The sequence below is a fragment of the Roseateles aquatilis genome (assembly GCF_002205645.1).
GTDB lineage: Bacteria > Pseudomonadota > Gammaproteobacteria > Burkholderiales > Burkholderiaceae_C > Roseateles > Roseateles aquatilis.
In genome coordinates this window covers 457,243-483,628 of the sequence record NZ_NIOF01000002.1, presented here as the reverse complement: position 1 = coordinate 483,628, position 26,386 = coordinate 457,243, and the positions used below count along the sequence as shown (strand labels likewise).

At 69.7% G+C, this 26,386-nt stretch carries 27 protein-coding genes and 1 pseudogene; 13 read left to right on the top strand and 15 right to left on the bottom strand.

The features are described 5' to 3' along the window. Positions 1–55 precede the first annotated feature (55 nt). Positions 56–2,386, top strand: coding sequence for an ATP-binding protein (locus CDN99_RS07610; RefSeq protein ID WP_088384187.1), 2,331 nt, complete (start codon positions 56–58; stop codon positions 2,384–2,386). A 92-nt stretch (positions 2,387–2,478) separates the two neighbouring features. Next, complete coding sequence (locus CDN99_RS07605; protein WP_088384185.1) at positions 2,479–2,931, top strand: ferritin-like domain-containing protein; 453 nt, start codon at positions 2,479–2,481, stop codon at positions 2,929–2,931. A gap of 75 nt (positions 2,932–3,006) precedes the next feature. Here CDN99_RS07605 and CDN99_RS07600 read toward each other — a convergent pair whose 3' ends face one another. The 4 genes from CDN99_RS07600 to CDN99_RS07585 all read right to left on the bottom strand — a co-directional run bounded on the left by CDN99_RS07600 (position 3,007) and on the right by CDN99_RS07585 (position 5,120). Next, on the bottom strand, positions 3,007–3,513 hold the full coding sequence (locus CDN99_RS07600) for a hypothetical protein (protein WP_088384183.1): 507 nt from the start codon (positions 3,511–3,513) through the stop codon (positions 3,007–3,009). A 16-nt stretch (positions 3,514–3,529) separates the two neighbouring features. Next, complete coding sequence (locus CDN99_RS07595; RefSeq protein WP_088384181.1) at positions 3,530–4,060, bottom strand: hypothetical protein; 531 nt, start codon at positions 4,058–4,060, stop codon at positions 3,530–3,532. 14 nt (positions 4,061–4,074) lie between these two features. Then, positions 4,075–4,467 carry an ElaB/YgaM/YqjD family protein gene (locus CDN99_RS07590; protein ID WP_088384179.1) on the bottom strand — a complete coding sequence of 131 codons (393 nt, stop codon included), beginning with the start codon at positions 4,465–4,467 and terminating at the stop codon, positions 4,075–4,077. A 164-nt stretch (positions 4,468–4,631) separates the two neighbouring features. Then, positions 4,632–5,120 carry a hypothetical protein gene (locus CDN99_RS07585; RefSeq protein ID WP_088384177.1) on the bottom strand — a complete coding sequence of 163 codons (489 nt, stop codon included), beginning with the start codon at positions 5,118–5,120 and terminating at the stop codon, positions 4,632–4,634. A 281-nt stretch (positions 5,121–5,401) separates the two neighbouring features. Between CDN99_RS07585 and CDN99_RS07580 the strand changes: the two genes are divergently transcribed. After that, positions 5,402–5,932, top strand: coding sequence for a response regulator (locus CDN99_RS07580; protein ID WP_158218778.1), 531 nt, complete (start codon positions 5,402–5,404; stop codon positions 5,930–5,932). Positions 5,933–5,993: 61 nt separating this feature from the next. After that, positions 5,994–6,554 (top strand): annotated as a pseudogene (locus CDN99_RS29175) (D-glycero-alpha-D-manno-heptose-1,7-bisphosphate 7-phosphatase); the annotation flags it as partial. 52 nt (positions 6,555–6,606) lie between these two features. On the opposite strand, the gene CDN99_RS07570 reads toward CDN99_RS29175, so the two are convergent. The 6 genes from CDN99_RS07570 to CDN99_RS07545 form a co-directional block, all read right to left on the bottom strand. Then, positions 6,607–7,812, bottom strand: coding sequence for a DNA topoisomerase IB (locus CDN99_RS07570; RefSeq protein ID WP_088384171.1), 1,206 nt, complete (start codon positions 7,810–7,812; stop codon positions 6,607–6,609). Positions 7,813–8,017: 205 nt separating this feature from the next. Next, positions 8,018–9,475, bottom strand: coding sequence for a sigma-54-dependent transcriptional regulator (locus tag CDN99_RS07565; protein WP_088384169.1), 1,458 nt, complete (start codon positions 9,473–9,475; stop codon positions 8,018–8,020). Between the two features lie 484 nt (positions 9,476–9,959). Next, positions 9,960–10,295 (bottom strand): hypothetical protein, encoded by a 336-nt coding sequence (locus CDN99_RS07560; protein WP_088384167.1) that lies wholly within the window; start codon positions 10,293–10,295, stop codon positions 9,960–9,962. Between the two features lie 296 nt (positions 10,296–10,591). Beyond that, on the bottom strand, positions 10,592–11,074 hold the full coding sequence (locus CDN99_RS29170) for a hypothetical protein (protein WP_141100691.1): 483 nt from the start codon (positions 11,072–11,074) through the stop codon (positions 10,592–10,594). 540 nt (positions 11,075–11,614) lie between these two features. Then, positions 11,615–12,676: a glycosyltransferase family 9 protein gene (locus CDN99_RS07550; RefSeq protein ID WP_088384163.1), complete on the bottom strand. Its 1,062-nt coding sequence runs from the start codon at positions 12,674–12,676 to the stop codon at positions 11,615–11,617. A 110-nt stretch (positions 12,677–12,786) separates the two neighbouring features. Then, entirely contained in the window at positions 12,787–13,719 is a 933-nt protein-coding gene (locus tag CDN99_RS07545) for a YihY/virulence factor BrkB family protein (protein ID WP_193531698.1), read from the bottom strand. Between the two features lie 134 nt (positions 13,720–13,853). Here CDN99_RS07545 and CDN99_RS07540 point away from each other — a divergent pair, with 134 nt between their 5' ends. Beyond that, positions 13,854–14,195 carry a PRC-barrel domain-containing protein gene (locus CDN99_RS07540; RefSeq protein ID WP_169727034.1) on the top strand — a complete coding sequence of 114 codons (342 nt, stop codon included), beginning with the start codon at positions 13,854–13,856 and terminating at the stop codon, positions 14,193–14,195. A gap of 119 nt (positions 14,196–14,314) precedes the next feature. Here the strand turns inward: CDN99_RS07540 and CDN99_RS07535 are convergent, their stop codons facing one another. Then, positions 14,315–14,671 (bottom strand): hypothetical protein, encoded by a 357-nt coding sequence (locus CDN99_RS07535; RefSeq protein WP_088384159.1) that lies wholly within the window; start codon positions 14,669–14,671, stop codon positions 14,315–14,317. Between the two features lie 635 nt (positions 14,672–15,306). Between CDN99_RS07535 and CDN99_RS07530 the strand changes: the two genes are divergently transcribed. Both CDN99_RS07530 and CDN99_RS07525 read left to right on the top strand, forming a co-directional pair. Continuing rightward, entirely contained in the window at positions 15,307–15,528 is a 222-nt protein-coding gene (locus CDN99_RS07530) for a hypothetical protein (RefSeq protein WP_088384157.1), read from the top strand. 496 nt (positions 15,529–16,024) lie between these two features. Next, positions 16,025–16,375, top strand: a complete 351-nt coding sequence (locus CDN99_RS07525) for a DUF1428 domain-containing protein (RefSeq protein ID WP_088384446.1) — start codon at positions 16,025–16,027, stop codon at positions 16,373–16,375. A gap of 72 nt (positions 16,376–16,447) precedes the next feature. On the opposite strand, the gene CDN99_RS07520 is transcribed toward CDN99_RS07525, so the two are convergent. After that, positions 16,448–17,725, bottom strand: a complete 1,278-nt coding sequence (locus tag CDN99_RS07520) for an MFS transporter (RefSeq protein WP_088384155.1) — start codon at positions 17,723–17,725, stop codon at positions 16,448–16,450. Between the two features lie 401 nt (positions 17,726–18,126). Here CDN99_RS07520 and CDN99_RS28160 point away from each other — a divergent pair, with 401 nt between their 5' ends. The 4 genes from CDN99_RS28160 to CDN99_RS07505 all read left to right on the top strand — a co-directional run bounded on the left by CDN99_RS28160 (position 18,127) and on the right by CDN99_RS07505 (position 21,228). Then, on the top strand, positions 18,127–18,456 hold the full coding sequence (locus tag CDN99_RS28160) for a hypothetical protein (RefSeq protein WP_141100690.1): 330 nt from the start codon (positions 18,127–18,129) through the stop codon (positions 18,454–18,456). After that, complete coding sequence (locus tag CDN99_RS07515) at positions 18,443–20,227, top strand: glycoside hydrolase family 19 protein (RefSeq protein ID WP_141100689.1); 1,785 nt, start codon at positions 18,443–18,445, stop codon at positions 20,225–20,227. The genes CDN99_RS28160 and CDN99_RS07515 overlap by 14 nt, the downstream gene beginning before the upstream one ends. 238 nt (positions 20,228–20,465) lie before the next feature. Continuing rightward, positions 20,466–20,627 (top strand): DUF1328 domain-containing protein, encoded by a 162-nt coding sequence (locus tag CDN99_RS07510; protein ID WP_083525687.1) that lies wholly within the window; start codon positions 20,466–20,468, stop codon positions 20,625–20,627. 52 nt (positions 20,628–20,679) lie between these two features. Beyond that, positions 20,680–21,228 (top strand): hypothetical protein, encoded by a 549-nt coding sequence (locus tag CDN99_RS07505; protein WP_088384151.1) that lies wholly within the window; start codon positions 20,680–20,682, stop codon positions 21,226–21,228. Positions 21,229–21,477: 249 nt separating this feature from the next. Here the strand turns inward: CDN99_RS07505 and CDN99_RS07500 are convergent, their stop codons facing one another. Both CDN99_RS07500 and edd read right to left on the bottom strand, forming a co-directional pair. Next, the gene (locus CDN99_RS07500; RefSeq protein WP_193531697.1) at positions 21,478–22,110 is read right to left on the bottom strand and encodes a bifunctional 4-hydroxy-2-oxoglutarate aldolase/2-dehydro-3-deoxy-phosphogluconate aldolase; all 633 of its coding nucleotides are present in this window, start codon (positions 22,108–22,110) and stop codon (positions 21,478–21,480) included. Between the two features lie 54 nt (positions 22,111–22,164). Next, positions 22,165–23,985, bottom strand: coding sequence for a phosphogluconate dehydratase (gene edd, locus CDN99_RS07495; protein ID WP_088384149.1), 1,821 nt, complete (start codon positions 23,983–23,985; stop codon positions 22,165–22,167). A 216-nt stretch (positions 23,986–24,201) separates the two neighbouring features. On the opposite strand from edd, the gene CDN99_RS07490 reads away from it, so the two are divergent. Further along, the gene (locus CDN99_RS07490; RefSeq protein WP_158218776.1) at positions 24,202–24,849 is read left to right on the top strand and encodes a gamma-glutamylcyclotransferase; all 648 of its coding nucleotides are present in this window, start codon (positions 24,202–24,204) and stop codon (positions 24,847–24,849) included. Positions 24,850–24,944: 95 nt separating this feature from the next. Here the strand turns inward: CDN99_RS07490 and CDN99_RS07485 are convergent, their stop codons facing one another. Beyond that, positions 24,945–25,586, bottom strand: coding sequence for a nucleotidyltransferase family protein (locus CDN99_RS07485; RefSeq protein ID WP_088384145.1), 642 nt, complete (start codon positions 25,584–25,586; stop codon positions 24,945–24,947). Positions 25,587–25,748: 162 nt separating this feature from the next. Here CDN99_RS07485 and pdxH point away from each other — a divergent pair, with 162 nt between their 5' ends. Continuing rightward, positions 25,749–26,384 (top strand): pyridoxamine 5'-phosphate oxidase, encoded by a 636-nt coding sequence (gene pdxH / locus CDN99_RS07480; RefSeq protein WP_088384143.1) that lies wholly within the window; start codon positions 25,749–25,751, stop codon positions 26,382–26,384. Positions 26,385–26,386: the final 2 nt, after the last annotated feature.

Genomic DNA, 26,386 nt, shown 5'->3' with positions numbered 1-26,386 from the left:
CCGCACCGGCACCGGCGCCTGGCCTCATTGGCGACTCCGTCCCTCCGCACCCCCCATGTCCCTGCCCATCCGCTCCCGCCTGCTGCTGCTCGTCTTCTCCGTCATGCTGCCGGGCGTGATCGCCGCGCTCTGGGTCAGCTGGCAGACCTGGGCCGACGAGACCGACGCGACGATCCGCCACATGCGGGACAACACGCGCGCGCTGTCGATGGTCGTGGACCGGGAGCTGGAGCGCCGCGCCGGCATCGCGCGGGTGCTGTCGCTGTCGCAGATCCTGGACAACGCGCCGCAGATTCCTGCGGACGATCTGGCGATGCTGGCGTTGCAGTCGCGCCGCGCGGTCCAGGGCATGGCCGGCTGGGTCGAGCTGACCACGCCAGAGCGCACCTTGTTCAGCACCCGCCTCCCCGCCGGCGCCGCCCCGGCGACGCCAATCGGCGCCGGCGCGTCCGGCACGGCCGCGGGCGGTGCCGTCACCGGATCGGCGGCGGCACCGGCCATGGCGCCACCGGGCCTGCCACCCGCCACGACGGGCGCCTTGCCGGTCCGCGAAACCGCCCCGCTGCTGGAGCAGCCGCTCATCGGCGACCTGTCGCCGGACCCCGCGACCGGGCAATGGCGGGCCTCGGTCGTCCAGCCGATCGGACGCAACGGCCGCGTCCTGCTCAACATGACGGTCACGGTGTTGCCGCAGGAACTGCAGCAGATCATCGACACGCAGGGCCTGCCGTCGGACTGGACCGCGACCATCATGGACAGCCGCGGCACCGTCATCGCGCGCCATCCGGGCGGCGCCGGGTATGCCGGACGGCCGGCCACCGAAGACATGAAGCGGCTGCTGGCCGGTCGCGAGGAGGCGGTCTTCGAGACCTTGAGCCTGGACGGCGAGCCGATCCGCGGCTACTTCAGCAAGTCGCCGCAAGGCTGGACCGTGGTGACCGCGGTGCCGCGGCCGACCGGACTGGGCGGCCGTGCCGGCACGCTGCAGCCGATCGCCGTCGGCTCGCTGGTGCTGGTGCTCATCGGCCTGCTTGGCGCCTTGTGGATCAGCCGGCGCATCTCCGATCCGATCCACGAGCTCAACGCCATCGCCAACAAGCTGCGCGCCGGCGAACCGGTGCAGGCCCAGCGCACCGGCATGGCCGAATGCGACGAGGTGGCGCAGGCGCTGGAAGACGCCAGCGCGGCGATCCGGCAGGGGCGCTCGGAGCTGGAACTCCGCGTCAACGACGCCGTCGAGCGCACGCGCGAGGCCGAGCAGCTCAGCTCCCGCTCGCAACGCACCGCCGCGCTCGGCCGCCTGACCGGCGGCGTGGCGCACGACTTCAACAACCTGCTGGGCGTGATCAGCAACAGCGCCCACCTGATCCAGCGCAGCCCGCACGCCGAGGCGCTGGCGATGCCGCTGGGCGCGATCATCCGGTCCGTCGACGTGGGCAGCCGCCTGACGCAGCACCTGCTGCGCGTCGCGGGCCGTCAACCGGTGCATCCGCAGATCGTCGACCTGCGCTCGACGCTGGGCGAGATGAAGGAACTGCTGGCCACCGTGCTGGGCAAGCGCATGCAGGTCACGATGAACGTCGCGCCGGACGCGCCCAGCGTGCGCGTCGACCCGTCGGAGCTGGAGCTGTCCCTGATCAACATCGCGCTGAACGCACGCGACGCCACCAACGGCATGGGCGAGGTCACGGTGGAGGCGCGCCGCGCCCAGTCCTTCGACGTGCAGGACCTCGCGCCCGGCGAGTACGTCGCCATCACCTTCACCGACCATGGCCCGGGCATCGCGGAGGACGTGCTGGCGCGCGTCTTCGAGCCGTTCTTCACCACCAAGGCCGTCGGCAAGGGCACGGGCCTGGGCCTGAGCCAGGTGCTGGGCTTCTGCGTGCAGGCCGGCGGCACCGCGCGCATCGCCAGCCAGCCCGGCGCCGGCACCACGGTGACGCTGCTGCTGCCGTCCCAGACGAGCGCGCCGATGACGCGGCCCGAGCAGCCCAGCCAGACCAGCCTGGCCGGCAGCCTGTCGGGCGTGCGGGTCCTGCTGGTGGAGGACAACGAAGAGCTCAACCGCATCACCGCCAGCCTGCTGCGCAGCTTCTCGTGCCAGGTCTTGCCGGCGCGCGACGCGGACGAGGCCTTGCAGCTCTTCGGAAGCGGCGCCGCCGTGGACGTGGTGCTGTCGGACGTCATGATGCCGGGCTCGATGGACGGCCAGGCGCTGGCCCGCGAGCTGCGTGTGCGCCGCCCGGGGCTGCCGGTGGTGCTGATCAGCGGCTACAGCGCGGCGTTGACGGCGGAGTCCTCCTTCATCGTGCTGCGCAAGCCGGCCTCGCCGTCGCAGATCCTGGAAGGCCTGCGACGCGCGATGGGCCTGCCGACCTCGGCCTGAGCCCGCGGCGCCGCCGGCCCGGCGTGAAGACGCGGTGACGGGTACATGCCTTGCTGAATACCGGACATCCCAACCCCCACGGAAGGAATGTCATGGACAACAAGGACGTCATCGACGAGCTGAACACGCTCATCGAGACCTGCAAGGACGGTGAATACGGCTTCCTGAGCTGCGCGGAACACGTGAAGAGCGCCAGCCTGCGCGAGGTCTTCGCGCAACGCGCGGCGGACTGCCGCCAGGCGTGCTCGGAACTGCAGCAGATCGTGCGGCAGCACGGCGGCACGCCCGAGGATGAAGGCAGCACCTCCGGCGCGATGCATCGCGGCTGGGTCGCCGTCAAGGGCACGCTGACCGGCTACAGCGACAAGGCGATGCTGGAGGAATGCGAGCGCGGCGAGGACACCGCCGTCGCCCGCTACCGCAAGGCGGCGCAGAAGCCGCTGCCGGCCGGCGTGGTGGACGTGGTGCAGCGCCAGTTGGCCGGCGCCCTGCGCAATCACGACCAGATCCGCCTGCTGCGCGACCAGGCGCGCAACGCCGAGTAAGCCCAGGGACCGGGTCGCTTGCCGCGGCCCGGTCCCTGGCTGCGAGGCCCGGACCTGGGCTTCGCCATGCGGCGCCTAGGCCTCGGCCGCGTCCCGGTCCTTGCGCTGCTGCTTGCGCCCCTGGATGAAGCCCGCGATCACGCCCAGCAACATCTGCGTCATGTCCGGCCCCAGTTGCCCACGCAACCGCGTCGGCATGAAGCTCCACAACATCGTCAGCAGTTGCAGCGTGCCGAGTTCCGGCCGCGCGGCATCGCCGCCAGCGCCACCAGCATCGCCCTCGCGATGCGCCTGTGCATCCTGCGCGGCATGCAGCGAATGGTCGCGACGGCCCTGCCCCGAGCCGCGACCATGCCGGCGCGGCCGGCGCCGGATCAGGCGCCAGAACAGCCAGCTCGCCCCGGTGCCCAGCGCCGGCAGCAACCAGTGGCTGGGAGCGAGCGCGGCCTTGCCGCGCAGTTGCAACGAGTCCCAATGGGTATGGAATTCAAGGTCGCGGCGCACCACGCGCAACTCGGCCATCTCGATGCGCAGCGTCAGGTCCTCCAGCGTCTCGGGCAGGTCCGGGAGGTCGGGCGCCACGGGAGTCCTGCGCGGATCAGGTCGGTGTTGCGGTGCGGCCATCGGCGGTCGGTTCCTCAGGATCCATCGGATCGTTGAACAGCCAGTGGAACTGGCGGCGAGACGCGGGCAGCGCCAGCATCGGCGTCAGGGCCTTCATCGCGGCGACGACCCACAGCAACAGCAGCAGGTTGGCGCCCAGCACCGCGGCGCAGGCCCAGGGCCAGCTCAGGCCGAACTGCACCGCCAGCGCGGCCAGGCCCGCCCACAACGCGATCCAGGCCGTGGCGCCGGCGATCGCGGCCACCACCGTCAGGATCAGCAGGCTGACCAGGCCGTGGCGGGCGCGGCGCAGTTCCAGCGCCAGCAGCAGCAACCGGCCCGACAGCATGCCGCGCGCGGCGCGCGCCATGCCGCCGAGGTCGCCCAGCCAGCCCGCGTCCGTCGGAGACGCGGGCCCGCCGCCGCCCGGGATCGACGGGCCGCTTCCCGGTGGCGGCGGCGGTGGCGGGAAGCCCCCGTCCGCCCCGGCGGCGGCGGCGGACGAAGCGGTGGTGCCTTCGCTCATGGGACGCGCCGTGCTCAGCGCGTCAGGCGGGCGATCAGCAGGCCCACCGCCAGCGCCGTGCCGATGGCGGCCAGCGGATGCTCGCGCACGCTGGTGCGCAGACCGTCGCACCACTCGTTGCCGGTCGTGCGCAGGCGATCGGCGCGCTCGTGCAGCAGCTCGTTGGTGTCCTCCAGGCTTTTCTGCAAATGCTGCACCGCGGGGGTCGCCTGCGTGGCGAGGCGGTCGATCGTGGCGTGCGCCTTCTCGGCGACGCGGTTCACGAGGTCCACGCCCGCGGTGCTCGATGCGGCCGAGGTCGTCGCCGACGTGCCGTTCGCGGGCACATGGCCGGCCTTGACCGCGTCTTCGGTGGTGGTGAACGGAACAGCCTTGTCGCTCTTCTCGTTGTTGGGCGTGGTGCTCATGTTCGTGTCCTTTCGTGATGCCGGATGGCGGAGGGGGTGGGTCGGTGAACGGCAAGCGGCGTGCCCCACGGGAGGCGGCGCCAGCATGCGTCCGCATCGGGGCGGTGTCCAGCCGGCCCGGGTCTTGCCGACCCCGGGACGGACGCGAGGGGGGGCGGTGCCCCTCAACGCGGTAGCGGGGGTTTGGGATGGGTATCGAGCCCGCGATGCGGGGACTCCGCCACCTGCGGCCGGCCACCTTCGGGCTCGAGCATCGCCTCGATGATGAAGTGGCCGTAGTACTGGGCGCGCTCGGCGTGGTTGCGGCGCGCGATCTCCGCGATCTCGCGGGCGTGGTCGTCGTTCTTCGCCTTGACGACCAGGAAGTGGTAGCCGCGTTCGGCCAGCTCGCCATGGCTGCGCAGCAGGTTGACCTCCTGCCCGATCGAGGCCAGCGGGCTGGCCCGCTTGAGGTCCTCGGCCACGCGATCGACCATCTCGCGATCGGTGAAGGCATGCAGGTCGGCCTCGGCGATGCCGAGGGCGCTGAACGCGGCGCGGGCCTGTCCTGCCTCGGCGGCGGTCGGGAAGCTGATGACCAGATGGTCCACCGGCTTGTGGACGCCGAAGCTGGTCGGATGATCGTCGTCGGATCGTGGGGTGGAGAGGGCCATGTCGGGCTCCTTGCGAGGGGGCGGTGGATCGGCAGACAACCTGTCGAAGGCAAGCCTCGTACCCATCGACCGCCCGGCCTTTCCGGCCCGCGAAGCCGCCGCGCCATCCGCTGCGGAGAACCCCTGACGCCACCTCGGGCGAGATGTCGGGAACGTTGACGTCCGGGCCATCCGGCGGTAACACGGCGGTACCTCAATGTCCCCAGGATGTGGGGGAAGGTCGGGCATGTCTCTTGCCCTGCCTCCCGACCAATTCACAAGGACAGGGAAGGAGTGCATCGATGAACGACGGTCTCACCACGGTGCTGTACATCGAGGACAGCCCCCTCAACGTCATCGTGATGGAGGCGATGTTCGAGCAGCGCCGCGACCTGCGCCTGCACGTCGCCGAAGCCGGCATGCCCGCGTGGCGGATGAGCGCCCGGATGCTGCCGGCGCTGCTGCTGGTCGACCTGAACCTGCCGGACTGCCACGGCTCCGACCTGCTGAAGCTGCTGCGCATGCGGCGTGGCTGGGCGCAGGTGCCGGCGATCGCCGTGACGGCCGATTCCGACTTCGACGCGGTCGGCGTCGGTTTCCTCGAGTTGTGGGCCAAGCCGCTGGACGTGCGGCGCACGCTGGACCGGCTGGCCGAACTGCTGCCGCCGCCGCGTGGCGTGCACCTGACCCCGGGCGACCGCGAGGGGGGGCCGATGATGGACCCCTCGCAAGGCGGTGGACGCCGCGACGACCCGGGCGGCCTGGCGGCGCGCTCGCGACGCGCCGCCTACGTCGCCGCGATGCCGCGTGCCGGCATGGGCCTGCCGCGATGAGCGCGGCCCCGGCGGAAGGCGACACGAAGGGTCGCGTGAAAGGTCACGCGAAGGGCGGCGCATGAGCGCGTGGCTCGACGCCCCGCTGGGCACGATCTCGATCCACGACCTGGGCTTGGCCCAGGAACGTCGCGATGCCGCGTCGCCGGCGTCGCTGCGGGCCTGCGTCTTCCTCGACAAGGACGGCACGCTGCTGGCGCCCGAGCCGTCCGACACGATCGCCCCGCTCGCCGATGCCGCGCGGTTGCGGCTGGTGCCCGGCGCGGGCGAGGCGCTGGCGCGACTGCAGAGCGCCGGCCTGGCGCTGGTGATCGTCACCAACGAAAGCGGCATCGCCCGCGGCGCCTTCACGCGCGCCCAGTTCGCGCATCTGCAGGGCGCGCTGCTACGCCGGCTGAAGGACGACTTCGGCGTCGCCATCGACGACGTGGCCGTCTGCCCGCATGCCCCCGACGCGCAAGGCCGTCCGGCCTGCCTGTGCCGCAAGCCGGCGCCGGGCATGCTGGTCCGCGCCGCGCGCGCGCACGGCCTGGACCTGGCCCGGTCATGGATGGTCGGCGACATGCTGGACGACGTCGAGGCCGGCCATCGCGCCGGCACCGGCGGCCTGCTGCTGGACACCGGCGCGGAAACGGCCTGGCGCCGCTCGCCGCTGCGCGAGCCCGACGCGGTCTTCAGCGACTGGACGTCGCTGGCCGATCACCTGTTGAATCTTCACGCGACGGCGTCGCGGCTCGCGGCGCACGACGCGGCGAGCGCGCCGAGCGAGAACGCGGCGACCGGCCCGCGGGCGACGACGCCGAGGGGCGCCGTGCCGGCCGTGCCGCATCCGCCGCTGCCCGCGACACCGGCGCCGGCGCAGGCGTAGCCACCGATACCTGGGGCTGCGTCCGCATCAGCCCCATCAGGCGACGCTCCGCCATGCTCAGGCCCGCGCCCGCGGGCGGCGCCTTCATCCATGGCTGATCCGGCAGCGCGCCGAGCCGGTCCGATTGCGCCCACTCCAGCACGGCGGGATGAATGTAGGACTTGCGGCACACCGCCACCGTGTTGCCGAGGCGGCTCGCCACCTCCTGGATCGTGCCCTTCGCCGCGTCGACCGGCGCGGTGCCCGCCCGCGCGTGCGCCCGCAGCAGATCGAGCGCGAGCACGCTCGCATGCCAGGTGCGGAAGACCTTCGCGCTGCAGGTCGGACCGCCGACCTCGCCCAACCAGTCGTTGACATCGGAGGCGTCGATGCGACGGGCCTCGCCCTGCCCGTCCTCGTAGCCGAACAGCTCCTTGCCTGGCAGATCGCGGCAGCGGCGCACCAGCGCGGCGATGCGCTCGTCGCGCAGTGCGAGTTGATGGCGCACGCCGCTCTTGCCCGTGAAGGTCAGCACCAGTGCATCGCCCTTCACCTTCACATGGCGGCACAGCAACGTGCTCAGGCCATAGGAACCATTGCTGCGCGCGTACTCGCGATGGCCGATGCGCATCCAGGTCCGGTCGAGCAAGCGCACCAGCGCGGCGATGACGCGCTCCCGGTCGAGGCCGCCGTCGCTCAGCCGGCGTTGCACCTGACGGCGCAGGCGCGGCAGGCGCTGGCCGAAGTCGAGCAGCAGCCCGAACTTGTTCTCGCCCCGCAGCGCCATCCAGTCGGCGTGATACCGGTATTGCTTGCGACCGCGCGCATCTCGGGCGGTGGCCTGGATGTGTCCGTCCTGGCGCGCGCAGATCCAGACATCGACGTAGGCCGGCGGGATCGCCAGCGCGCGGATGCGGCGCAGCGTGTCGCCGTCGCGCACCGGGCTCCCCGACGCATCGACATAACGGAAGCCCTTGGCGGCGCGCAGCCGGCGCAGGCCCGGCTCGCGATCGGATACCCAACGCAGCGACATGAGGCGCCCTCCTTGCCTTCGCAAGGCAGGCCGCATGCCGAGGCAGACAAGGCAGCAAGCCCAGGCCCACGGTCAGCGAGCGGCGATCGGGCCGGAATGGCGCATGGGGATCCTGGCGGGCATGCCCATGCCCCATGGAGAGCCCGTGCTCAGCCTCCAGGAACCGAGCGCCTTGGGACGCGGCGGCAAGGCGCCCTCGAAGGGACTACTGCTCGGCCTTGTCGGCCGCCGCCGCATCCTCGGCCGCGTATTCCTTGAGCCGGTTGTAGAGCGTCTTCAGGCTGATGCCGAGCACGGCCGCCGTCTGCTCCTTGTGATGCTTGTAATGCTGCAGCGTGGCCAGGATGAAGGCCTTCTCCACCTGCGCCATCGAGCTCCCGAGCGGCATCGTCACCGACGGTCCGGAGACCTCCGCGGGGGACGATGCGGGCGCCGGCGCCAAGGCCGGCACCGACGGCGAGAACCCGGCGGCCGGCGCCGCGGCCACGGCGGCCTGTGCGTCGACGTTCTCTCCACGCGGCAGCCATTGCTCGTCGACCACGTCAGCGGCGGCCATCACGTAGGCGCGCTGGACCGCGTTGCGCAGCTCGCGCACGTTGCCGGGCCAGTGGTAGGTCTGCAGCTGGGCCAGCGCCCGCGCGGTGAAGCGCTTGCTCTTGCCTTCCTTCACGGCGATGCCGCGCAGGAAGTGGTCGGCCAGCAGCGGCACGTCGTCGAGGCGCTCGCGCAGCGGCGGCATCTCGATCGGGAACACGTTGAGGCGGTACAGCAAGTCCTCGCGCAGCTTGCCGGCCTGCACCGCCTGCAGCAGCGGCCGGTTGGACGCGGCGATCACGCGTACGTCGGCGTCCAGCGTCGTCGTCGAGCCGACGCGCATGAAGCGCCCGGTCTCCAGCACGCGCAGCAGCTTGACCTGCAGCTCCAGCGGCATCTCGGTGAGCTCGTCCAGGAACAGCGTGCCGCCGCTGGCGCGCTCGAAGAAGCCTTCGTGCTGCTTGTCCGCGCCGGTGAAGGCGCCCTTCTCGTGGCCGAAGATCTCGCTCTCGATCAGATTGGGCGAGATCGCGCCGCAGTTCACCGCCAGGAACGGCTTCTTGCGCCGGCGGCTGAGGTCGTGCACGGTCTGCGCGACGAGCTCCTTGCCGGTGCCGCTCTCGCCGTTGATGAACACCGACACGCTGGTGCCGGCCACGCGCGAGATCTGGTCGTAGATGCGCTGCATCGGCTGCGTGCGCCCCCACAGCAGGCCGAAGTGGCCGCTGTGCGCCAGGTTGGCGTTCAGGTCGGCGACCTCCGCCTGCAGCGCCGCGGGTTTCATCACACGCGACAACACACCTTGCAGCTGCGTGATGTTGATCGGCTTGACCAGGTAGTCCGCCGCCCCCAGGCGCAGCGCCTGGATCGAGGTGTCGAGGCTGGCGTGGCCGGTGATCAGCACGACCTCCGAGTTGGCCACCAGTTGAGGGTCGGAGAACAGCTCCATCCCGTTGCCGTCGGGCAGTTGCAAGTCCAGCAGGACCACGTCCGGTTGCTGCAGCGCGATGTGGCGGCGCGCGTCGCGCAGGGTATGGGCCACCGAAACGGTGAACTTCTCGCTGGAAATCAGTTCTTGCAGGGTCGCGACGGAATCGACATCGTCATCCACGATCAACGCATGGGTCACCGGTACATCCTTGGTTGTGGGGCGCGGCCGCCGGGCGCCGTCCGGATCGCGGATCGGCAGCCCTGGAACGACGGCTTGCAAGCACGCGCCCGATTGTTTGCATCATCTTGTGACGGTGTCCGTCCGGTCCCTGCGCGGCCGGCCTCCCGGGTCACCTTCACCATCGGCTCAGTCTTCGTGAAAAATGTTCGCTGAACCTCCATAACTCATTCTTGCAGCAAGACGACTTCTTGCCAGCCCCCATCGTCGATTCGATTTGAAAAATATTCCAATCGACGATTTCATCGCCCCGCCGATCGCGTTCAACCAATCGCATGTCGAACAACTCGCTCGCTCTCATGCGCCTGGGCAGGTGCGCTCGAAGCGGTGCGGGGGTGTTGGCGACGCCAGGGGCGACGCGGAAATGAATCGGCACCGGGAAGCGGTTGTCGAACCGCGCCGGTGCCTGTGAGCGGTCGGGGACCGCCGGCCGGAACTGCCTGCGTCAGGCATCCGGACGCCGGCGCTGGATCCAGCCCACCAGCGCCAGGGCGGCCACCAGGGTGAGCACGTTGCGGATCTCGGGCCGTTTGCCGGCGCTGTCGGCCACATCCAGGGACAGGGCCGACACCGTCGTCGGCGACGGGGCGAACGCCTTGCTGGACGCAGCGGTTCTGGCGTCGACCGGATCATGGGGAGGGCTGTTCGACGGGGCCGCGGCCTCCGGACGGACCAGCGCGGCGAGCTTGGCACCCTCCAGGAAACTGCCGGAGCCCTCCGCCTGGGCCGCGGTCGCGGCCAACAGCAGCGGCACAGCCCAGGCGAGCTTGCGCAGGTGCATGAAGAACCTCCTGTGGTGAAGACAAGTCATCGAAAAACTCGGTCCCGCTCACGCATGGATCGGCTCGGGATGAGACGAGATCCGGCACGCGGGAGGAGGCTCTCCGGAACCTTCCCAACGCGTGTCGCGTGGCCCGGAAGCCTCGGCAAGACATGTGCCCGGCGCTACGTCCCGTGACGATTTCGCACCGGTTTCCGGGACACCGCCGACTGGAGAAATGGCCCACGGACGCGGTGCGGATCAGGGTCTTCCGCAGGGACCCTCGACTCGATGCGTCGGCGAGGGGTCGACAGCCTTCACCGCCAGATCTGCGGGCTGTAGCAGCCGAGGCCGTATGGCGGCATGCCGCACGGGCTGGCCCATGAGTTCCAGCCAGCCATCGCGCCCTGCGCGAAGGCACCGAGCCCCGACATCACGCCGCCAGCGATGCCCGCCAACGCCCCGCCTGCCAGGCCGCCCAGAAAGCTGCCCGTCGTGAGGCCGGCGACGCCCGACAGATCGTTCGTCCAACTCCCACAGGGCATCGCCCAGGGTTGGCACGGTGGAAACGCCGGCCAGGCCGTTTGCCCAGCGAAGGATGCGGCGCCATAGCCCAGCCCGTTGAAGCAGTTCATCGACACGAAGCCCGGCGACGCCATGCCCGGCATCGGTGCCTGTGGCGACCACGGTCCGAAGACCTGCGATGGAGCGTAGCCCCCGTGAGGCGACAGCATCGGGTACATCGGGTACATGGGGTACTGCTGCTGCAGCGGATAGGGCTGCTGCAGCGGATGTTGCATCAGCTGCGGCGCCGGACGCGAAGGACGCGAAGGACGCGATGAATACGCCGCATGCGCCGCATTGGAAGGCTGCGGCGGATACGCGCGCAGGGCCGCATCGGCCCGATCGTGCGGGGCGGACGGCACGACGCGATGCTGGCCGCGGCCCTGCTCCGCGTGATGCCTGAGCGCCGCGCCGCGCGACCACGCCGACTGCTGGGCGGCATGTCGGGCCCAGGCACCGGGTCGCTCGTCCCGCTGCGATCCGGATCTCGATGCGAGCGGACCGACCTCGCTCAGCGGGATCGCGCCCAACCGTTGGTCAAGAAGGTCGTTCTCACTCTCGATACAGTCGTCGCTGTCGGTCTCTGCCCCTCGACCGTAGCCATGCGGGACGTGATGTGCGGGAATCTCTCGCATTGTTGGCATGACCTGTCCTTCCTCAAGGATCTACGGCGCCACCCACCGCGGGCTGCGCCACGGCGGTAGGTCCGGATGCGAGAAGGCGTGGTTCATCGCTCGGGATGCGACCACGGGACGGCCATCGGCGGGCGCGGCCAGTCAGGAATGAACGCGCTCGCGCCGCAGCGCCTGGCCTGGCAATACCGCCGGCACGCCAGCGGCCGCGGCCAGGGTCAGCGGCAGGTCGTCCACCGCGATCAGCACGCGGGCGCCCGCCGCGAGCGTCGCGAGTTCACCGCAGGACAGCCCTTGCGGCAGCACGAGGGCGCGCGCGCGCATCGCGGCCAGCGCAGCCGGCAACATCGCTTCGTCGCCAGGCCTGGCGCAGAAGACGGCGACTGTGTCGTCGCCCCAGGTGTCGAGCAGAACGTCGGCGGCGGCGCTGAACGCCTCCGGAGCGCAGCACCGCGCGCCGCCACCGCCCAGGCACGCCATCAGATAGCGCTGGCCATCGCCCAGGCCGGCCTGCCGCAGGGCCTCGCGCACCTGCTGGCCGTCCTTGGGAAGCAGGCGGAAGCGCGGCCCTTCATCCGCCGTGCGCAGCCCCACGTGGGCGACAAGCGCCAGTTGCCGGCGCGGATCGTCGTGCACCACCCCTTCGTCCGGCGCCGCATCGGTGAGCAGGCCATGGGCGGGTTCCCGCACATGGGCCAGCGTCAGCGGGATGCCCGCCATGCGGCACAGCAGCGCGCCCGGCAGCGCGCTCTGCGCCGAGGACGCGAACAGGATGGCGGCGTCGAAATGACTGCGCCGCAGCTTGCGCACGAGGTGCATCTCGGCGTCGCCCCGCATCGTCGCCGGCTCGGCGTCCAGCGCGGCGGCGCCGTCGGCGGTCCATGGCGCGTTGAAACTCATCAGCTCGTCGACGACGTCCAGGTGCGGCCGCAAGGCCAGCGCGTCCGGCGCCGCGAGCAAGGTCAACTGCGCCCAGGGCATGGTCTCGCGCACCGCGGCGAAGGCGGCGGTGGACGCCAGCACCCCGGCCGCGCCGTCCAGGCGCACCAACAGCACGCGCCGCACGTTGCACCAGCGCCGATGCCGCTCCAGCGCCAGCGTCAGTGCATCCGGGGCCAGGTCTTGCCCCTGGACCACGGCAAGCCCGGCGTCGTCGGCCGCAGGGGCCGGCGAGCGCGCGCGCTGGTCGGTGGAGAGGTGGATCATCCCCCTCCCTGGCAATCGGCATGCCGCTCGCGCAGCAAGTAACGGCGCGGGCTGCGGGGTGATCGGCCGCTCGCATCAAAAGGGGGCGCGGCCCGTCGCCCGACAGTCGGTCAGCGCATCGGCCGGGTGCCCGTCGCCGAGGCGGCCTGGAGCGCCGTCGGGGTCTCGGCCAGTTGCTCGCGCAGGCTGTGCCGCCTGGCAAAGGCATAACTCAGCTCGGCGCCCATCAGGAAGACCTGCGTCGAGTAGTAGACCCACAGCATCATGACGACCAGCGAGGCCGCGGCGCCGTACGCCGAGCTGACGCCGCTGTGCCCGATGTAGAGCCCGATCAGCGTCTTGCCCAGGCTGAACAGCGCCGCGGTGATCAGCGCGCCGACCCACACGTCGCGCCAGCGGACCGGCACGTCCGGGACCCACTTGTAGATGACGGCGAAAAGCACCGTGATCAGCGCATACGCGAGCGTCCCGTTCAACAGTTGGGCCGCCAGCAGGAAGTCGCCCAGCCACGGTGTCCACCAGCGCGCCAGCGCGGTCAGCGCGGCGCTGGCGACCATCGACACCATCGACAGGAAGCCCAGGCCCAGGATCAATCCCAGCGACAGCAGGCGGCGCCGCACCAGCGTCAGCAGGCCGTCCCACACCGGTCCGGTCTTGGGCGGCGCCTTCCAGATCCGGTTGAGCGAGTTCTGCAGCTCCGCGAACACCGAGGTCGCGCCCACCAGCAGCACCACCGTGCCGATCACCGCGGCCCAGCCGCCCTCCTCCGGCCGGTTGACGCGCTTGAGCAGCTCCTCCACCGCCGTGGCGCCCTCCAGGCCGATGAGACCGGACAACTGGTCCATCACCTCGCCGCGCGCGGCCTGCTCACCGAACACGATGCCGGCCACGGCGATCACGATCAGCAGCAAGGGCGCGATCGAGAACAGCGTGTAGTACGACAGCGCCGCGCCCATGCTGGGCGCGTTGTCGTCGCTCCAGCTCTGCGCGGCCTCGCGGACGATCTCGATGGCTTCCTGGACGTGGGTGGGCAGTTTGGGCATGCGCGAGGCCGCGACGCGGCGAGTGAAGGGAGGTCAGTGACGATCCGGTCTTATGCCGAGGCAAGGGAAATTCCCGGCGCGGAGGCACACGCCTTGCCTCGTCAGGTCATCCCCAACCCCACCAGGAGATTCTCATGGCGAGCACCACCATTTCTTCCGACCGCGTCGAAGGCACCAAGGTCTACAACGGCAACGGCGACAAGCTGGGCAGTATTGACAACCTGGTGATCGACAAACGCTCCGGCCTCGTCCGTTATGCGGCGCTGGAGTTCGGCGGCTTCATGGGCATCGGCACCGACCGGTATCCGATCCCCTGGAACATGCTGAAGTACGACACCAGCCTGGATGGCTACGTCGTGCCGCTGCGCGAGGACCAGCTCGAGAAGGCGCCGCGTTACGCGCAGTCCGACCGCCCCGAGTACAGCGACGAATACGGCCGCAAGGTCTACGACTACTACGGCGTCGCATGGATGTGATCGATGCGTGATCGGTGGGCGCTTCATCGACGCGCCCATGAAGAAGCCGCCCTTTGGGGCGGCTTCCTTTCGTGCATCGGCGGCACGAAGACGCGTCGCCGGAGCCCGCGCCTCGACCGTCAGTTCGGCGACGCCTTGTCGCCGTCAGGCGCTGCATCGTCGGCGCGATGCGGCACCACGGGCTTGATCGCGCCCTCCCCGATGAAACGCGCGTATTCGCTGCGCGGCATCACCGCGCTCAGGCGCGCCTGGCCGTCGTCCCAGCCGAGGGTCACGTCGTTCGCGTTGATCTCCACGCGGACGGGTCCCGGTCGGATGACGATCAGCGGTCCGTCACCGGAGCGGTAGGTCACCTCGCCGCAGATGAGGGCGGACTGGCTCAGCGGGTTCTCCGACACCGGCTGCATCTCGGTGGCGGCGTCGACGATGGACGCATCGGCCGGATGCTCGGGGGGAAGGGGTGGACGGGCGCTCATGACAGTTCCTCCTGGTTGTCTTCCCGCACCAGCTCATCCAGCCAGGTCCACATGCGTACCGCGACCGCGGTGGCGGTGCAGGTGGCCAGCGTCATCAGCAAGAACATGTCATCCATGGTGACCTCGCTCGGTGAGGCCCGCACGCATCGCCATCGCGAGCCTGGTGACTCCGTGGCGCGCTGGGGCGCTGGGTTGGCTGAAATGATCCGGGGCGGGATCGGGTTGCAATGAGCGCATGTTGTCCGCCGCCGTCGCCGAGGCGAAGCGGCGGGCACCGCGAGCCGATGTAGGAGGTCTCCCACAGGGGGCTCGCCATGGCGCGCGGAATGGGCGCGCGGTGCCCTGGTGTGGATGCTGGCAGGTTGCATGCCGGACACCGCACTGCGGCGCGCCGAGGCCCACGCGCCGCCGTCGACCGGCCCGCGCGACGCGCTGCAAAGCAGTGTGAAGCGGCCCACCCTGCCGCCGACCGGGTCAACGCCGCCGATCGCGCTTCCGTTGAACCCACAAGCTGTAGGACGAAGCCGGACATCCGACGGTTCCGCCCACCGACATCGGGCACCGAGGTGCGCCTATGGGAAGTCCCCGGGCCGGCGCCGATAGTTGCTGCAAAGGACCTCACCAGGAGAAACATCATGAGCCTCCTCACCGTGACCGAAGCCGCCGCGCCTCAATTCGAAGTCCGATTCGAGTCTCTCTTCGACGCCGGCCGTGCCATGTGCTTCCCCTGCGACCAGCAAGGCCACGTGGACCTGGACAGCCTGCCCATGCGGGCTCGCAACAACTACCTGTTCGCTCGGGCGATGGTCGGAAAGGATTACCTGCCGCCGGCCGTGCGAGGCCGCAACAGCCATTGAGCGCATCGAGGGGCGCCCCGGGATTTCCCGAGCGCCAGGCCTGTGCCCCTATCGTCGCGAGTCGTCTCCGTCCCGTTCTTCAGTCGCTTGTTTCCTCCCTGCCCTTGCGAGCTTTCAAGCCGCGCGCCGCCTCCGCAGCCGCGGCTTTTTCCTTGCGCCGTCGAGGATCGCGGCGACCGCCTGATGTCCTACAGGGATTTCGACAGTCGTCCGACTCCGGCCTCGCGAGACGCTCCGTAGACTGAAGCCATTGAATCACCGCGGTGTCGCTCTTCCACTCCGCTTCCTTTTCCGTGAACTCGAGGTTGATTTCGTGACTGTGACTCTCTGACTGTTTGACTGCATCCTCCCTTTGCCACGCTTCACCTTCGGGTAGGCGCGGCTTTTTTCGGGTCGGATCGCGGTGCCGTGTCGAAACGGCGGCCGTTGGATCGTCGAGCCCATGTGCGACGTCGGGTGACGTCGCCGAACGATGCAAACCAATCAGGAGACCGAGATGAGCTATGTCGATGGATTCGTGCTGGCCGTGCCGAACGACAACAAGGAGGCCTATCGCAAGATGGCCACGGAGGCCGCCGCCCTGTTCAAGCGCCATGGCGCGCTGTCGGTGGTCGAGTGCTGGGGCGACGACGTGCCCGAGGGCAAGGTGACCTCGTTCACCATGGCGGTGAAGCGCGCGGAGAATGAATCGGTGGTGTTCTCGTGGGTCGAATGGCCGTCCAAGGCCGTGCGCGACACCGGCATGCAGGCCTTCATGGAAGACCCGATCATCAAGGACATGAAGGACATGCCCTTCGACGGGCAGCGGATGATCTTCGGTGGATTCACCGTGCTGACCCGCGCCTGATCCCGGGCTCGACCCTGGCCGGCTCGACGCCGCCGCCGAGATCGTGGCGCCGTCGGCGCGGGATCGCCGCGATCAGCGCGTGATGGCCGGGGTCGCTTCCTCGAAACGATCCACTGTGCGCAGCGGCTTGAAGAGCGCCGCCCACGCGCCGACCACGCCCAGCGTGCAGACCGCGCCGGTCACCGCCGCGGGCACCACGCCCAGCGCCGCCGCGGCGCTGCCGGCCCGGAACTCGCCCAGCTCGTTCGACGATCCGATGAACAGCATGTTCACCGCGTTGACGCGCCCGCGCATGTCGTCGGGCGTCGAGAACTGCACCAGCGCGCCGCGGATGTAGACGCTGACCATGTCCGCCGCGCCGGCCACGGCCAGCGCCGCGAAGGACAGCCAGAAGGTCGTCGACAGCGAGAAGGTCAGGTTGGCCAGCCCGAACACCGCGACCGCGATGAACATCGTGCGGCCGACATGCCGGTTGAACGGCCGCATGCTCAGATAAAAACCCGCCGTCACCTCGCCCAGCGCCATCGCGCTGCGCAGCGCGCCCAGGCCCTCGGGCCCGGCATGCAGCACTTCGTGCGCGTAGATCGGCAGCAGCGCGACCACGCCGCCCAGCAGCACCGCGAACAGGTCCAGCGAGATCGTGCCCAGGATGATGGGCCGCGAGCGAATGAAGTGGATGCCGGCGCCGAAACGCTGCCAGATGTTGCCCTGCACGGGCCCCTGCGGCGCCGCGAAACGCACCGGCACGCGCGCCACGAGCAGCGCCGTGCCCAGCGTGAAGCAGGCCAGGCACACCAGGAAGGTCAGCGACGCACCGCCGAAGCCGTACAGCAGGCCGCCCAGGAACGGGCCGCCAATGCTGGCGATGCGCAGCAGCATGCTGTTCGCGGCGATCGCCTGCGCGAGCTGTTCGCGCGGCACGATCTGCGGCAGCAAGCTCTGCAGCGCCGGTCCCGAGAACGCCCGCGCGCAGCCGAACAGCACCAACACCGCATAGATGCCGGTCACCCCGGCGCTGCCGTGGCCGGACAGCCACCACAGGGCCAGACCGCAGAACGCGCTCACCGCCCAGCTGATCGCCAGGATGGGCTTGCGGCTGAAGCGATCGATCAGGTCCCCGGCCGGCAACAGCAGCAACAGCATGGGGATGAACTGCGCCAACCCGACATACGCCAGCGCCAGCGGCTGGCGCGTCAGGTCATAGACCTGCCAGGCCACGACCACTGCCTGGACCTGCCCGGCCAGCACCGCGGCCAGCCGCGCCACCAGGAAGGCTGTGAAGCCGGGATGGCGGAAGACGCTGGATCGGGGCGTGGCGCCGTCGGCGCCGAGGGAGGAAGGAGTGGTCACGAGGGGGCGGCTCTTCGAGGCCTTCTTGGGCGGGCGGCGGCCAGTGTAGCGAGGCGCGCCGGCGCGCCTCGACCCAGTTCTCGCCCTTGGGCGGATGGCGATGCCACGAACACCGAGGCTGCAGCGTCTGGTCAGCATGGACGCTGAGAAAAGCCAGACGACGTCGCCGCCGGCCCGTCAACGACACGTCAAGACAGGCGACGCGGTCCGCCCGCCGTGGGTGTCGGCCCACCGTCGATCTCCATCAATCCCGGTCGACTTCCGTCGGTCCGGCACTTGGAGCCCCTCATGCGCCAACGTCTCGACACCATGCAGCAGTCCCCCACCCTCTTCAACAAGCTCACTGAATCAACCCAAATCCACAAGCCAATGGTCGATGGTGGCTGGTCACGGAGCATTCGATGGCCGTTTCGGTAGTGTTCATCGTTCCAACGGCTTCCGAAGATGCTGCCTCCGTTCAACCCGCATCGAAAGAAGCCGACATGACGTCGCATCGTCCCTTTCTTGGCGCGCTGGCCATTCTGGTCACGCTGACCCTCTCCGCCTGCGGCGGTGGCACCGAAGACAACAGCGCCTCCGCCACTCCCCGGCCCGAGCAGCAAGCCGCGCGCACCGCGCCCGAGATCCCGGTCATTCCCTCGTCCGCCTATGCGGCGAGCGGCCCGAACTCCTACGGCGAGGCCGTGGACCACTACAACGCTGCCGGGGAGGCGATTCATGGTTCGCGCTAAGCCCCTGCTGCGCCGCGTCGCGCTGGCCGCCGCCGTCGCCCTCGGCGCCACCACCCTGGCGCCGCTTCCGGCCCTGGCCGCCGATACGTCCGTCGCCGCCGCGAAGGTCTGGAGCGCCGACACCACCTACGCGTCCGCTGGTCAACGAGTGACCTATCGCGCGACCGTCGATGGCGTCGTCAAGCAGGCCGTCTTCGTCAACGCCTGGTGGACCCGCGGGGACGCCCCCAGCTTCACGAGCAACGAGGGCCCCTGGAAGAGGGTCGGCGCCGCACAGATCGTCGACGGCGCGGGCACCGTGTCGATCGAGCTCACCCCGCCGTGGTACGCCTCCACCGCCTACACCGGCGGCATGATCGTGGCGGTCGGCGCGCCGGCGAGCATTTCCTGCTTCAAGGCGAAGTACTGGACGCAAGGCTTCAACCCCGCCACCGCCGTCGCCCACGAGTGGGAGACCCCGTGGGAACGGCTGGCGGCCTGCCCCGACGGCACCACGGCGCCGATCACGCCGTCGTCCGATGCGGCTGGCCGCATCGATCACCTGCCGCCGCAGGATCCGGTCAAGCCGGTCGTTCCTGGCGGCACGCCGGTGGTGCCGCCGGTGATGCCCACGGTCCCGCCTCCGAGCCCGGTGGTCGCGCCTACGGTCGATTCCGGCTCGACCTTGCCCGCCGAGGGCTACGCCTTCCTGCGTCAAGTCAGCGCCGGAGACTGGGATTGGCTCTTCCCGCTGCGTTCCGGCAAGTACGACACGCAAGGCGGCACGCGTAACATGGAGCCGATCGCCCGACCCGACGGTTCGACGGACACCTTCACCCTGCCCGCCTTCCGCCGCGCGGTGCTGGAGTACAACGGCTGGGCCAAGGCCAACAACTGCAAGCAGTTCCTCAACGAGGGCACGCTGAAGCAGCAGTCGCAAGAGTTCCTGGTGTTCTGGGCCAAGTCCTCCCGCGAGACCTCCGGCTCCTGGCAGGGTGCGCCGGCGCCGTGGATCCGCGACTACATCGACCGCGACGGACGGGTGACGCAAGTCTGGAAGGGCGCGCTGTACTGGGTCGAGGAAGTGGGCTACACGAGCAACACCGACGGCACCAGTCCCAACATCGGATACGTCGATACCGGCTCGGTCGACTTCCCGCCGGTGCCGGGACGCTCGTACCACGGACGTGGCGTGATCCAGCTGTCCTGGAACTACAACTACGGCGCCTTCTCGCGCTGGCTCTACGACAGCGGCTTGATGCGCGACGTGATCACCGCACCCGACACGCTGCTCAAGCGCCCGGACCTGGTGGCCACCAACGGCGCGCTGTCCATCCTGTCGGGCATCTGGTTCTGGATGACGCCGCAGGGGCAGAAGCCGTCGTCGCATGACGTGCTGTACGGCGATGCCATCAACATCTCCCGGAACAGCACCGATCGCGGCCTGCCGCAACTGCGCACCGGCTTCACCGTGAACGGTCAACCCACCGGCCCGGTCGCGACCGGGGACACGACCGACGAAGGCGTGATGGCGTTCCGCATCGGCACCATCATCAACATCGTCAACGGCGGCCTGGAGTGCAACGGCGCGGCCTCCTGGCATCAGGGCCCGCCGCAGCGCATCAGCTACTACAACGCGTACACGACCTACTTCAACGAGAGGTCGATCAATCCGGGCGCCACCCGGGTGAGCGTCGCGACCAACATCTGGAACGACAAGATATCCACGTCGTCTCCGGAGGCGGTGCAGAGCGCCACCTGCTTCAACCAGAAGTCTTATTACGGCTGGTGACCCTCGGCCGACGGTGTCTCCGGACACCACGCCAACCGGGCCTGGCCCGGCTCTCCCGACCGCCCGTCCGGCCCCCCGCCGACGGGCGGTTTTTCCTTTTCGTGACGAATGGTAGGAGACCTCCTACACGCGATCGTTTCCGGCGCCGACGACGGGTCGCGGTGCGGGACTGCCCTTCGCGAACGGCGCCATCCCTAAAGTCCATTCATCGCGGCACGGTGCCGCGCAGGAGACCGAGATGCTGCACTACGCCGTCGTGTTTTTCGTCATCGCCCTGATCGCCGCGTTGTTCGGCTTCGGTGGCATCGCCGCTGGCGCAGCCAGCATCGCCAAGATCCTCTTCTTCGTCTTCGTGATCATGGCCGTCGCGACCTTCGTGATGAGCCTGTTGCGCAAGTGACGACCCCCTGACCCCTCCGGATCCACCGATTCAAAGCAAAAAAAGGACTGCCATGAACAAGCCCACCACCGTCGCCCTCATCGCCGCCGCCTTCAGCCTGTGCGCGGGCATGGCACAGGCCGCCAACTTCTCCAAGTCCGTCTATGACGGCGCCAAGGACGACATCAAGAAGACCTACAAGGTCGACAAGGATTCGTGCGACAAGCTGTCCGGCAATGCCAAGGACATCTGCGTCGAAGAGGCGAAGGGCCGCGAGAAGGTCGCGCTGGCGCAGCTGGAATACAACTACAGCGGCAACGCCAAGGACGAGGCCAAGCTGATCGAAACGCGCTATGAAGCCCGCTACGACGTCGCCAAGGAACGTTGCGACGACCGCTCCGGCGAGGCCAAGGACATCTGCCAGCGCGAGGCCAAGACCACCTACGAGAAGGCCAAGGCCGAGCTGAAGATGAACAAGAAGGTCGCCGCGGCCGTGGATGACGCCGAGGAAACGCGCGTCAAGGCGGACTACAAGCTGGCCTCGGAGAAGTGCAACACCCTGGCCGGCGATGCCAAGGATGTTTGCGTGAACTCCGCCAAGGCGCGCTACAACCAGCGCTGAATCGGCGGCAGCAATCGGTTCGACCCCAGTGGGGGGTGACCGCCGACCTGGTCGGCAGCAACGGTCGCCCACGTTGAACCGGCGGACCCGGGTGCCAACTCGAACAACTGCCCGGGTCCCCCTGTCGACATTCTTCCGCCCGAACGGCGCCGAGCAATCGGCGCCGTTCGGGCTTCTGGTCAGGCCTCGTCGGCGCCAAGAAAAACGCCGGCATCGCAGCCGGCGTTCTGCATTCGGGCGGGCCAGGGATCAGCGCAGCGCGCCGGCCTCCCTGGCCAGTTGCGTGATGCGCGCCCAGTCGCCCGCCTTCACGGCATCCGCGGGGGTGAGCCACGAGCCGCCGCAGACCTTGACGTTGGACAACGCCAGGAAGTCCGGCGCCGTCTGCGGCGTGATGCCGCCGGTGGGGCAGAAGACGACGTCGGGGAACGGACCGGCCAGTGCCTTCAGCAAGCTGGTGCCGCCGACCGCCGTGGCCGGGAACAGCTTGAGGAAACGGTAGCCGGCGTCCGAGGCCATCATGACCTCGCTGGCCGTCGAGACGCCCGGCAGCAGCGGCAGGCCTTGCGCTTCGCAGGCGCGAGCCAGTTCGGGCGTGAAGCCGGGGCTGACCGCGAAGCGGCTGCCGGCGTGTTTCGCAGCGGCGGCATCGGCCGCGGTGCGCAGCGTGCCGGCACCGACGATGGCATCGGGCACTTCACGTGCGATGGCGGCGATCGCCTCCAGGGCGACCGGCGTGCGCAGCGTCACTTCCAGCACCTTCACGCCGCCGGCGACCAGCGCGCGGGCCAGGGGCACGGCGTGCTCGAGGCGATCGATGACGATGACGGGGATCACCGGGCCGTGCTCGGCCAGGCTCAGGGTGTCCAGATTGGAACTCATGCGGGGTCCTTGTAGTCGAATCTGTCGGGGCGGTCGGGCCTGCGCGTCACCGGCTCACAGCCAGGTGATCGCCCCCTCCTCCGCCGAGGCCACGTTGCGGCGCATGCCGGCGAAGAGCTCGCGGCCCAGGCCGGCGCCGTTCTCCTCGATCGCGTCGTCGGTGATGCGCGCCAGCGGGCGGGCATCCCATTCGGCGGCCGGCACCAGCGCGGTCAGTTCGCCGCTGTTGGCGCAGACGCGCACCAGGTCGCCGTCGCGCAGCCGGGCCAGCGGGCCGCCGGCCAACGCCTCGGGGCTGACGTGGATTGCCGCGGGCACCTTGCCGGACGCGCCGCTCATGCGGCCGTCCGTCACCAGCGCCACCTTGAAGCCCTTGCCCTGCAGGACCGCCAGCGGCGGCGTGAGCTTGTGCAGCTCCGGCATGCCGTTGGCCTGCGGGCCCTGGAAGCGGACCACGACGACCACGTCGCGCTCCAGCTCGCCGGCCTTGAACGCCGCCTGCATCGCTTCCTGGCTCTCGAAGATGCGGGCCGGGGCTTCGATGGAGTGACGGTCTTCCGGCACCGCGGAGACCTTGATCACCGCGCGGCCCAGGTTGCCCGCCAGCAGCTTGAGCCCGCCGGTCGGCGAGAACGGCGCGGCGGCGGTGCGCACGACGGCCTCGTCGTTGCTCTTGGCGGCGATGTCGGTCCAGGTCACCGAGCCGTCTTCGGCGCGATGCGGCAGCCGCGCGAACGCGCTCAGGCCCTGGTCCGCGACGGAGGTCAGCACGTCGCCGTGCATCAGGCCGGCGCCCAGCAGCTCGCGGATCACGAAGCCCGGGCCGCCCGCGGCCTGGAATTGGTTCACATCCGCACTGCCGTTCGGGTAGACGCGGGACAGCAGCGGCACCACCGCGGACAGGTCGGAGAAATCGCTCCAGTCGATCAGGATGCCCGCCGACCGCGCCACCGCGACCCAGTGGATCAGGTGATTCGTCGACCCGCCGGTGGCCAGCAGCGCGGCCATGGCGTTGACGATGCAGCGCTCGTCGACCATGCGGCCAATCGGGGTGTAGCGGCGCTGCGGAATGATCTCCAGCACTTGCCGGACGGCGTGGCGGGTCAGTGCCTCGCGCAGGCCGTCGTGGGGGTGGACGAAGGCGGCGCCCGGCACGTGCAGGCCCATCGCCTCCAGCAGCATCTGATTGCTGTTGGCGGTGCCGTAGAAGGTGCAGGTGCCGGCGCCGTGATAAGCCTGCGATTCCGCCTGCAGCAGCTCGTCGCGGCCGACCTTGCCTTGCGCGTAGAGCTCGCGCACCTTGGCCTTGTCGTTGTTGGACAGACCGGAGCTCATCGGACCCGCCGGCACGAACACGCAGGGCAGATGCCCGAAGTGCAACGCGCCGATCAGCAGGCCGGGCACGATCTTGTCGCAGATGCCCAGCAGCAGCGCCGCGTCGAACACGTCGTGCGACAACGCGACTGCCGTGCCCATCGCGATCGTGTCGCGCGAGAACAGGCTCAGTTCCATGCCCGGCGTGCCTTGGGTGACGCCGTCGCACATCGCCGGCACGCCGCCCGCGACCTGCGCGGTGGCGCCCAGGCGATGGACCTCGTCGCGGATGATGGCGGGATAGTCCTCGTAGGGCTGGTGGGCCGACAGCATGTCGTTGTAGGCCGTGACGATGCCCAGGTGGGGCGCCTTCTCCGCGACGATGCGGAGCTTGTCGTTGGCGGGCATCGCCGCCACCGCGTGGGCCACATTGGCGCAGCCCAGGCGCTGCACGCCGCGCTGGCGACCCGCCAGTCGCTCGATCAGGTCCAGATAGCGCTCGCGCGGAGCGGCGCTACGCGCACGGATGCGCGCCGTGACGTCGAGAAGCGTCTTGTTCATGCCGACTGCTGATGTAACTCAGCCAGGGTTTGATTGGTAACCATATTACACGCCACCACCCGGCCCGTCTCTCTTCGAACGGCAAACCCAGGTACAAGCGGGTTACAAGAGCGCCCCGCGAGGCGCCAAAAACAACGCGGCATGAAACGCTCCCACCCCCGCCAACGCACCGATGGTTGCAGGCAGGGGCGGCCGTCATGTGGCAGCATTTCCCCCATGTTGAACCCGACGATCCCACAAGCCAACCCGGACCCACTGGCCGATGCCCGCCTGGAGGACCTCCCCGCCCACAGCCGCCAGATGCTCGACATCGTGGAGCGCGAATGGGACCGCGAGCACGGCTTGATGCTGTTCGCCTACGGCTCCCTGATGTGGAACCCCGGCTTCACCCCGACACAGACGGTGGTCGCGAAGGTCCAGGGCTATCACCGCGCGCTGCGGCTGCGCTCGCTGGTGAACCGGGGAAGCGTGGAGCAGCCGGGGCTGGTGATGACGCTGCTGTCCGGCGGCAGTTGCCGCGGCCTCCTGTATCGCGTCGACCCCGAGCACAGCGCCGCTCAGTTGCAGCGGCTGTGGTTGAGGGAGATGGTGGTCGGCACCTACGTGCCGCGCTGGCTGGACTGCCACTGCGCGGACAGCGGCATCACCCGCAAGGCCCTGGCGTTCACGATCTCGCGGCGCAGCCCGGGCTGGGTCGGCGACCTGAACGACGACCGTCTGCTGCACATCCTGCGCCACGCGCGCGGGCGCTACGGCACCACGCTGGATTACCTGCAACGCGCCGTGACCTGCCTGCGCGAGCACGGCATTCACGACCAGGCACTGGAACGTCAGCTCGAGCTGGCCCGTCTCAACGGCCTCTGACGAGGTCCACGCCACCCTTGCGCCGCCGGCGAGCAGTCCCCGCGAGGGCTCGCGCTGCTCCGTCATTCGCCCTTCCCTGGCGGGCGTCGGGGGCGTCAGTTCGTCCGGATCCCGAGATCGCTGGGCCGCGGCTGCGACGGATCGGCGCGCAGCCGCTGCAGATCCTCGACGGTATCCACGTCGATCAACACGCCGGGGTCATCCACCTCCACCGCCTGCGCCGGATAACGCGCCAGCAGTCGCCGCGCGCCCTCGTCGCCCTGCAGCGCGGCGAGCTCCGAGAACAGCTCCGCGCTGAAGGCCACCGGATGGCCGCGTCGTCCGCGGTACTGGGCATACGCGATGGGATCGTTCTCCAGCGCCTGCGCCACCGCCTGCAAGGTGCTGGAGCGCAGCATCGGCATGTCGGCGGGAAGGATCAGCCACCCCGGCGCATCGCCGGTCGCCGCGACCCCCGCCGCGATCGAGTGACCCATGCCCAGCGGCGCGGGGCGCCCGAGGCGGTCCTGGTCGGGCAGCACCAGCATGTCGCGCGAGGCCACATGGCGTCGGACCATCGGTGCCAACGCGGACGAGGTCACCACCAGCATCGACAGGCCCGAGCCCAACGCCTGACGCAGCGTGTGCGCCAACACGGTGTCCTCACCCAAGACCTGTTCCAGCTTGTGGCCCTCGCCGCGAAAGCGCTGTCCGCGCCCTGCCGCGAGCACGACGACAACGGGTCGTCGCTGATTCATGCGAACTTCCTTCTGGTTTGGTCCCGATCCCCCTGCGCCGGCTCTAACGGCACGGCTGTGAGAGGAAGCATGCCTGCCGTGCCGGCGCGCTCCCACCCGAGGTTTCACGAGTGGGAGCTTTACTTAAGGGAAGGTCTGCATAAATCGCCCGATACTCCGGCGATGGACAAACTCGCTGACCTGCGCAAGAGCTACGAGCGCGACGAGCTCGACGAACACCTGGCCGCCGCCGAGCCGCTGCGCCAGTTCCGCCAATGGCTGCAGGAGGCCCTGGACGCCAAGGTCCCCGAGCCCAACGCCATGACCCTGGCCACCGTGGGGGCGGACGGCCGGCCCTCGACCCGCATCGTCCTGATCAAGGACATCGAGGAGCAAGGGCTGGTCTGGTACACCAACTACGACAGCCGCAAGGGACGGGAACTCGCGGTGCACCCGTTCGCGGCGCTGCAATTCCACTGGGTCGAGATGGAGCGCGTCGTGCGCATCGAAGGCCGTGTCGAGCAGGTCGACGCGGCCCGATCGGATGCGTACTACGCGTCCCGCCCGCTGGACTCGCGCCTGGGCGCCTGGGCCTCGCCGCAGAGCCAGGTGATCACCTCGCGCGCGGTGCTGGTCGCGAATGCGGCCAAGGCCGCCGCCCAGCACGGGCTCAATCCGGGCCGGCCGCCGCACTGGGGCGGCTACCGGCTGGTGCCCGAGCGCTGGGAGTTCTGGCAGGGGCGCAAGTCCCGGCTCCATGATCGCCTGGTCTATCGCCTCGACCAGGGGACCTGGGTGCGCGAGCGCCTCGCGCCCTGAGC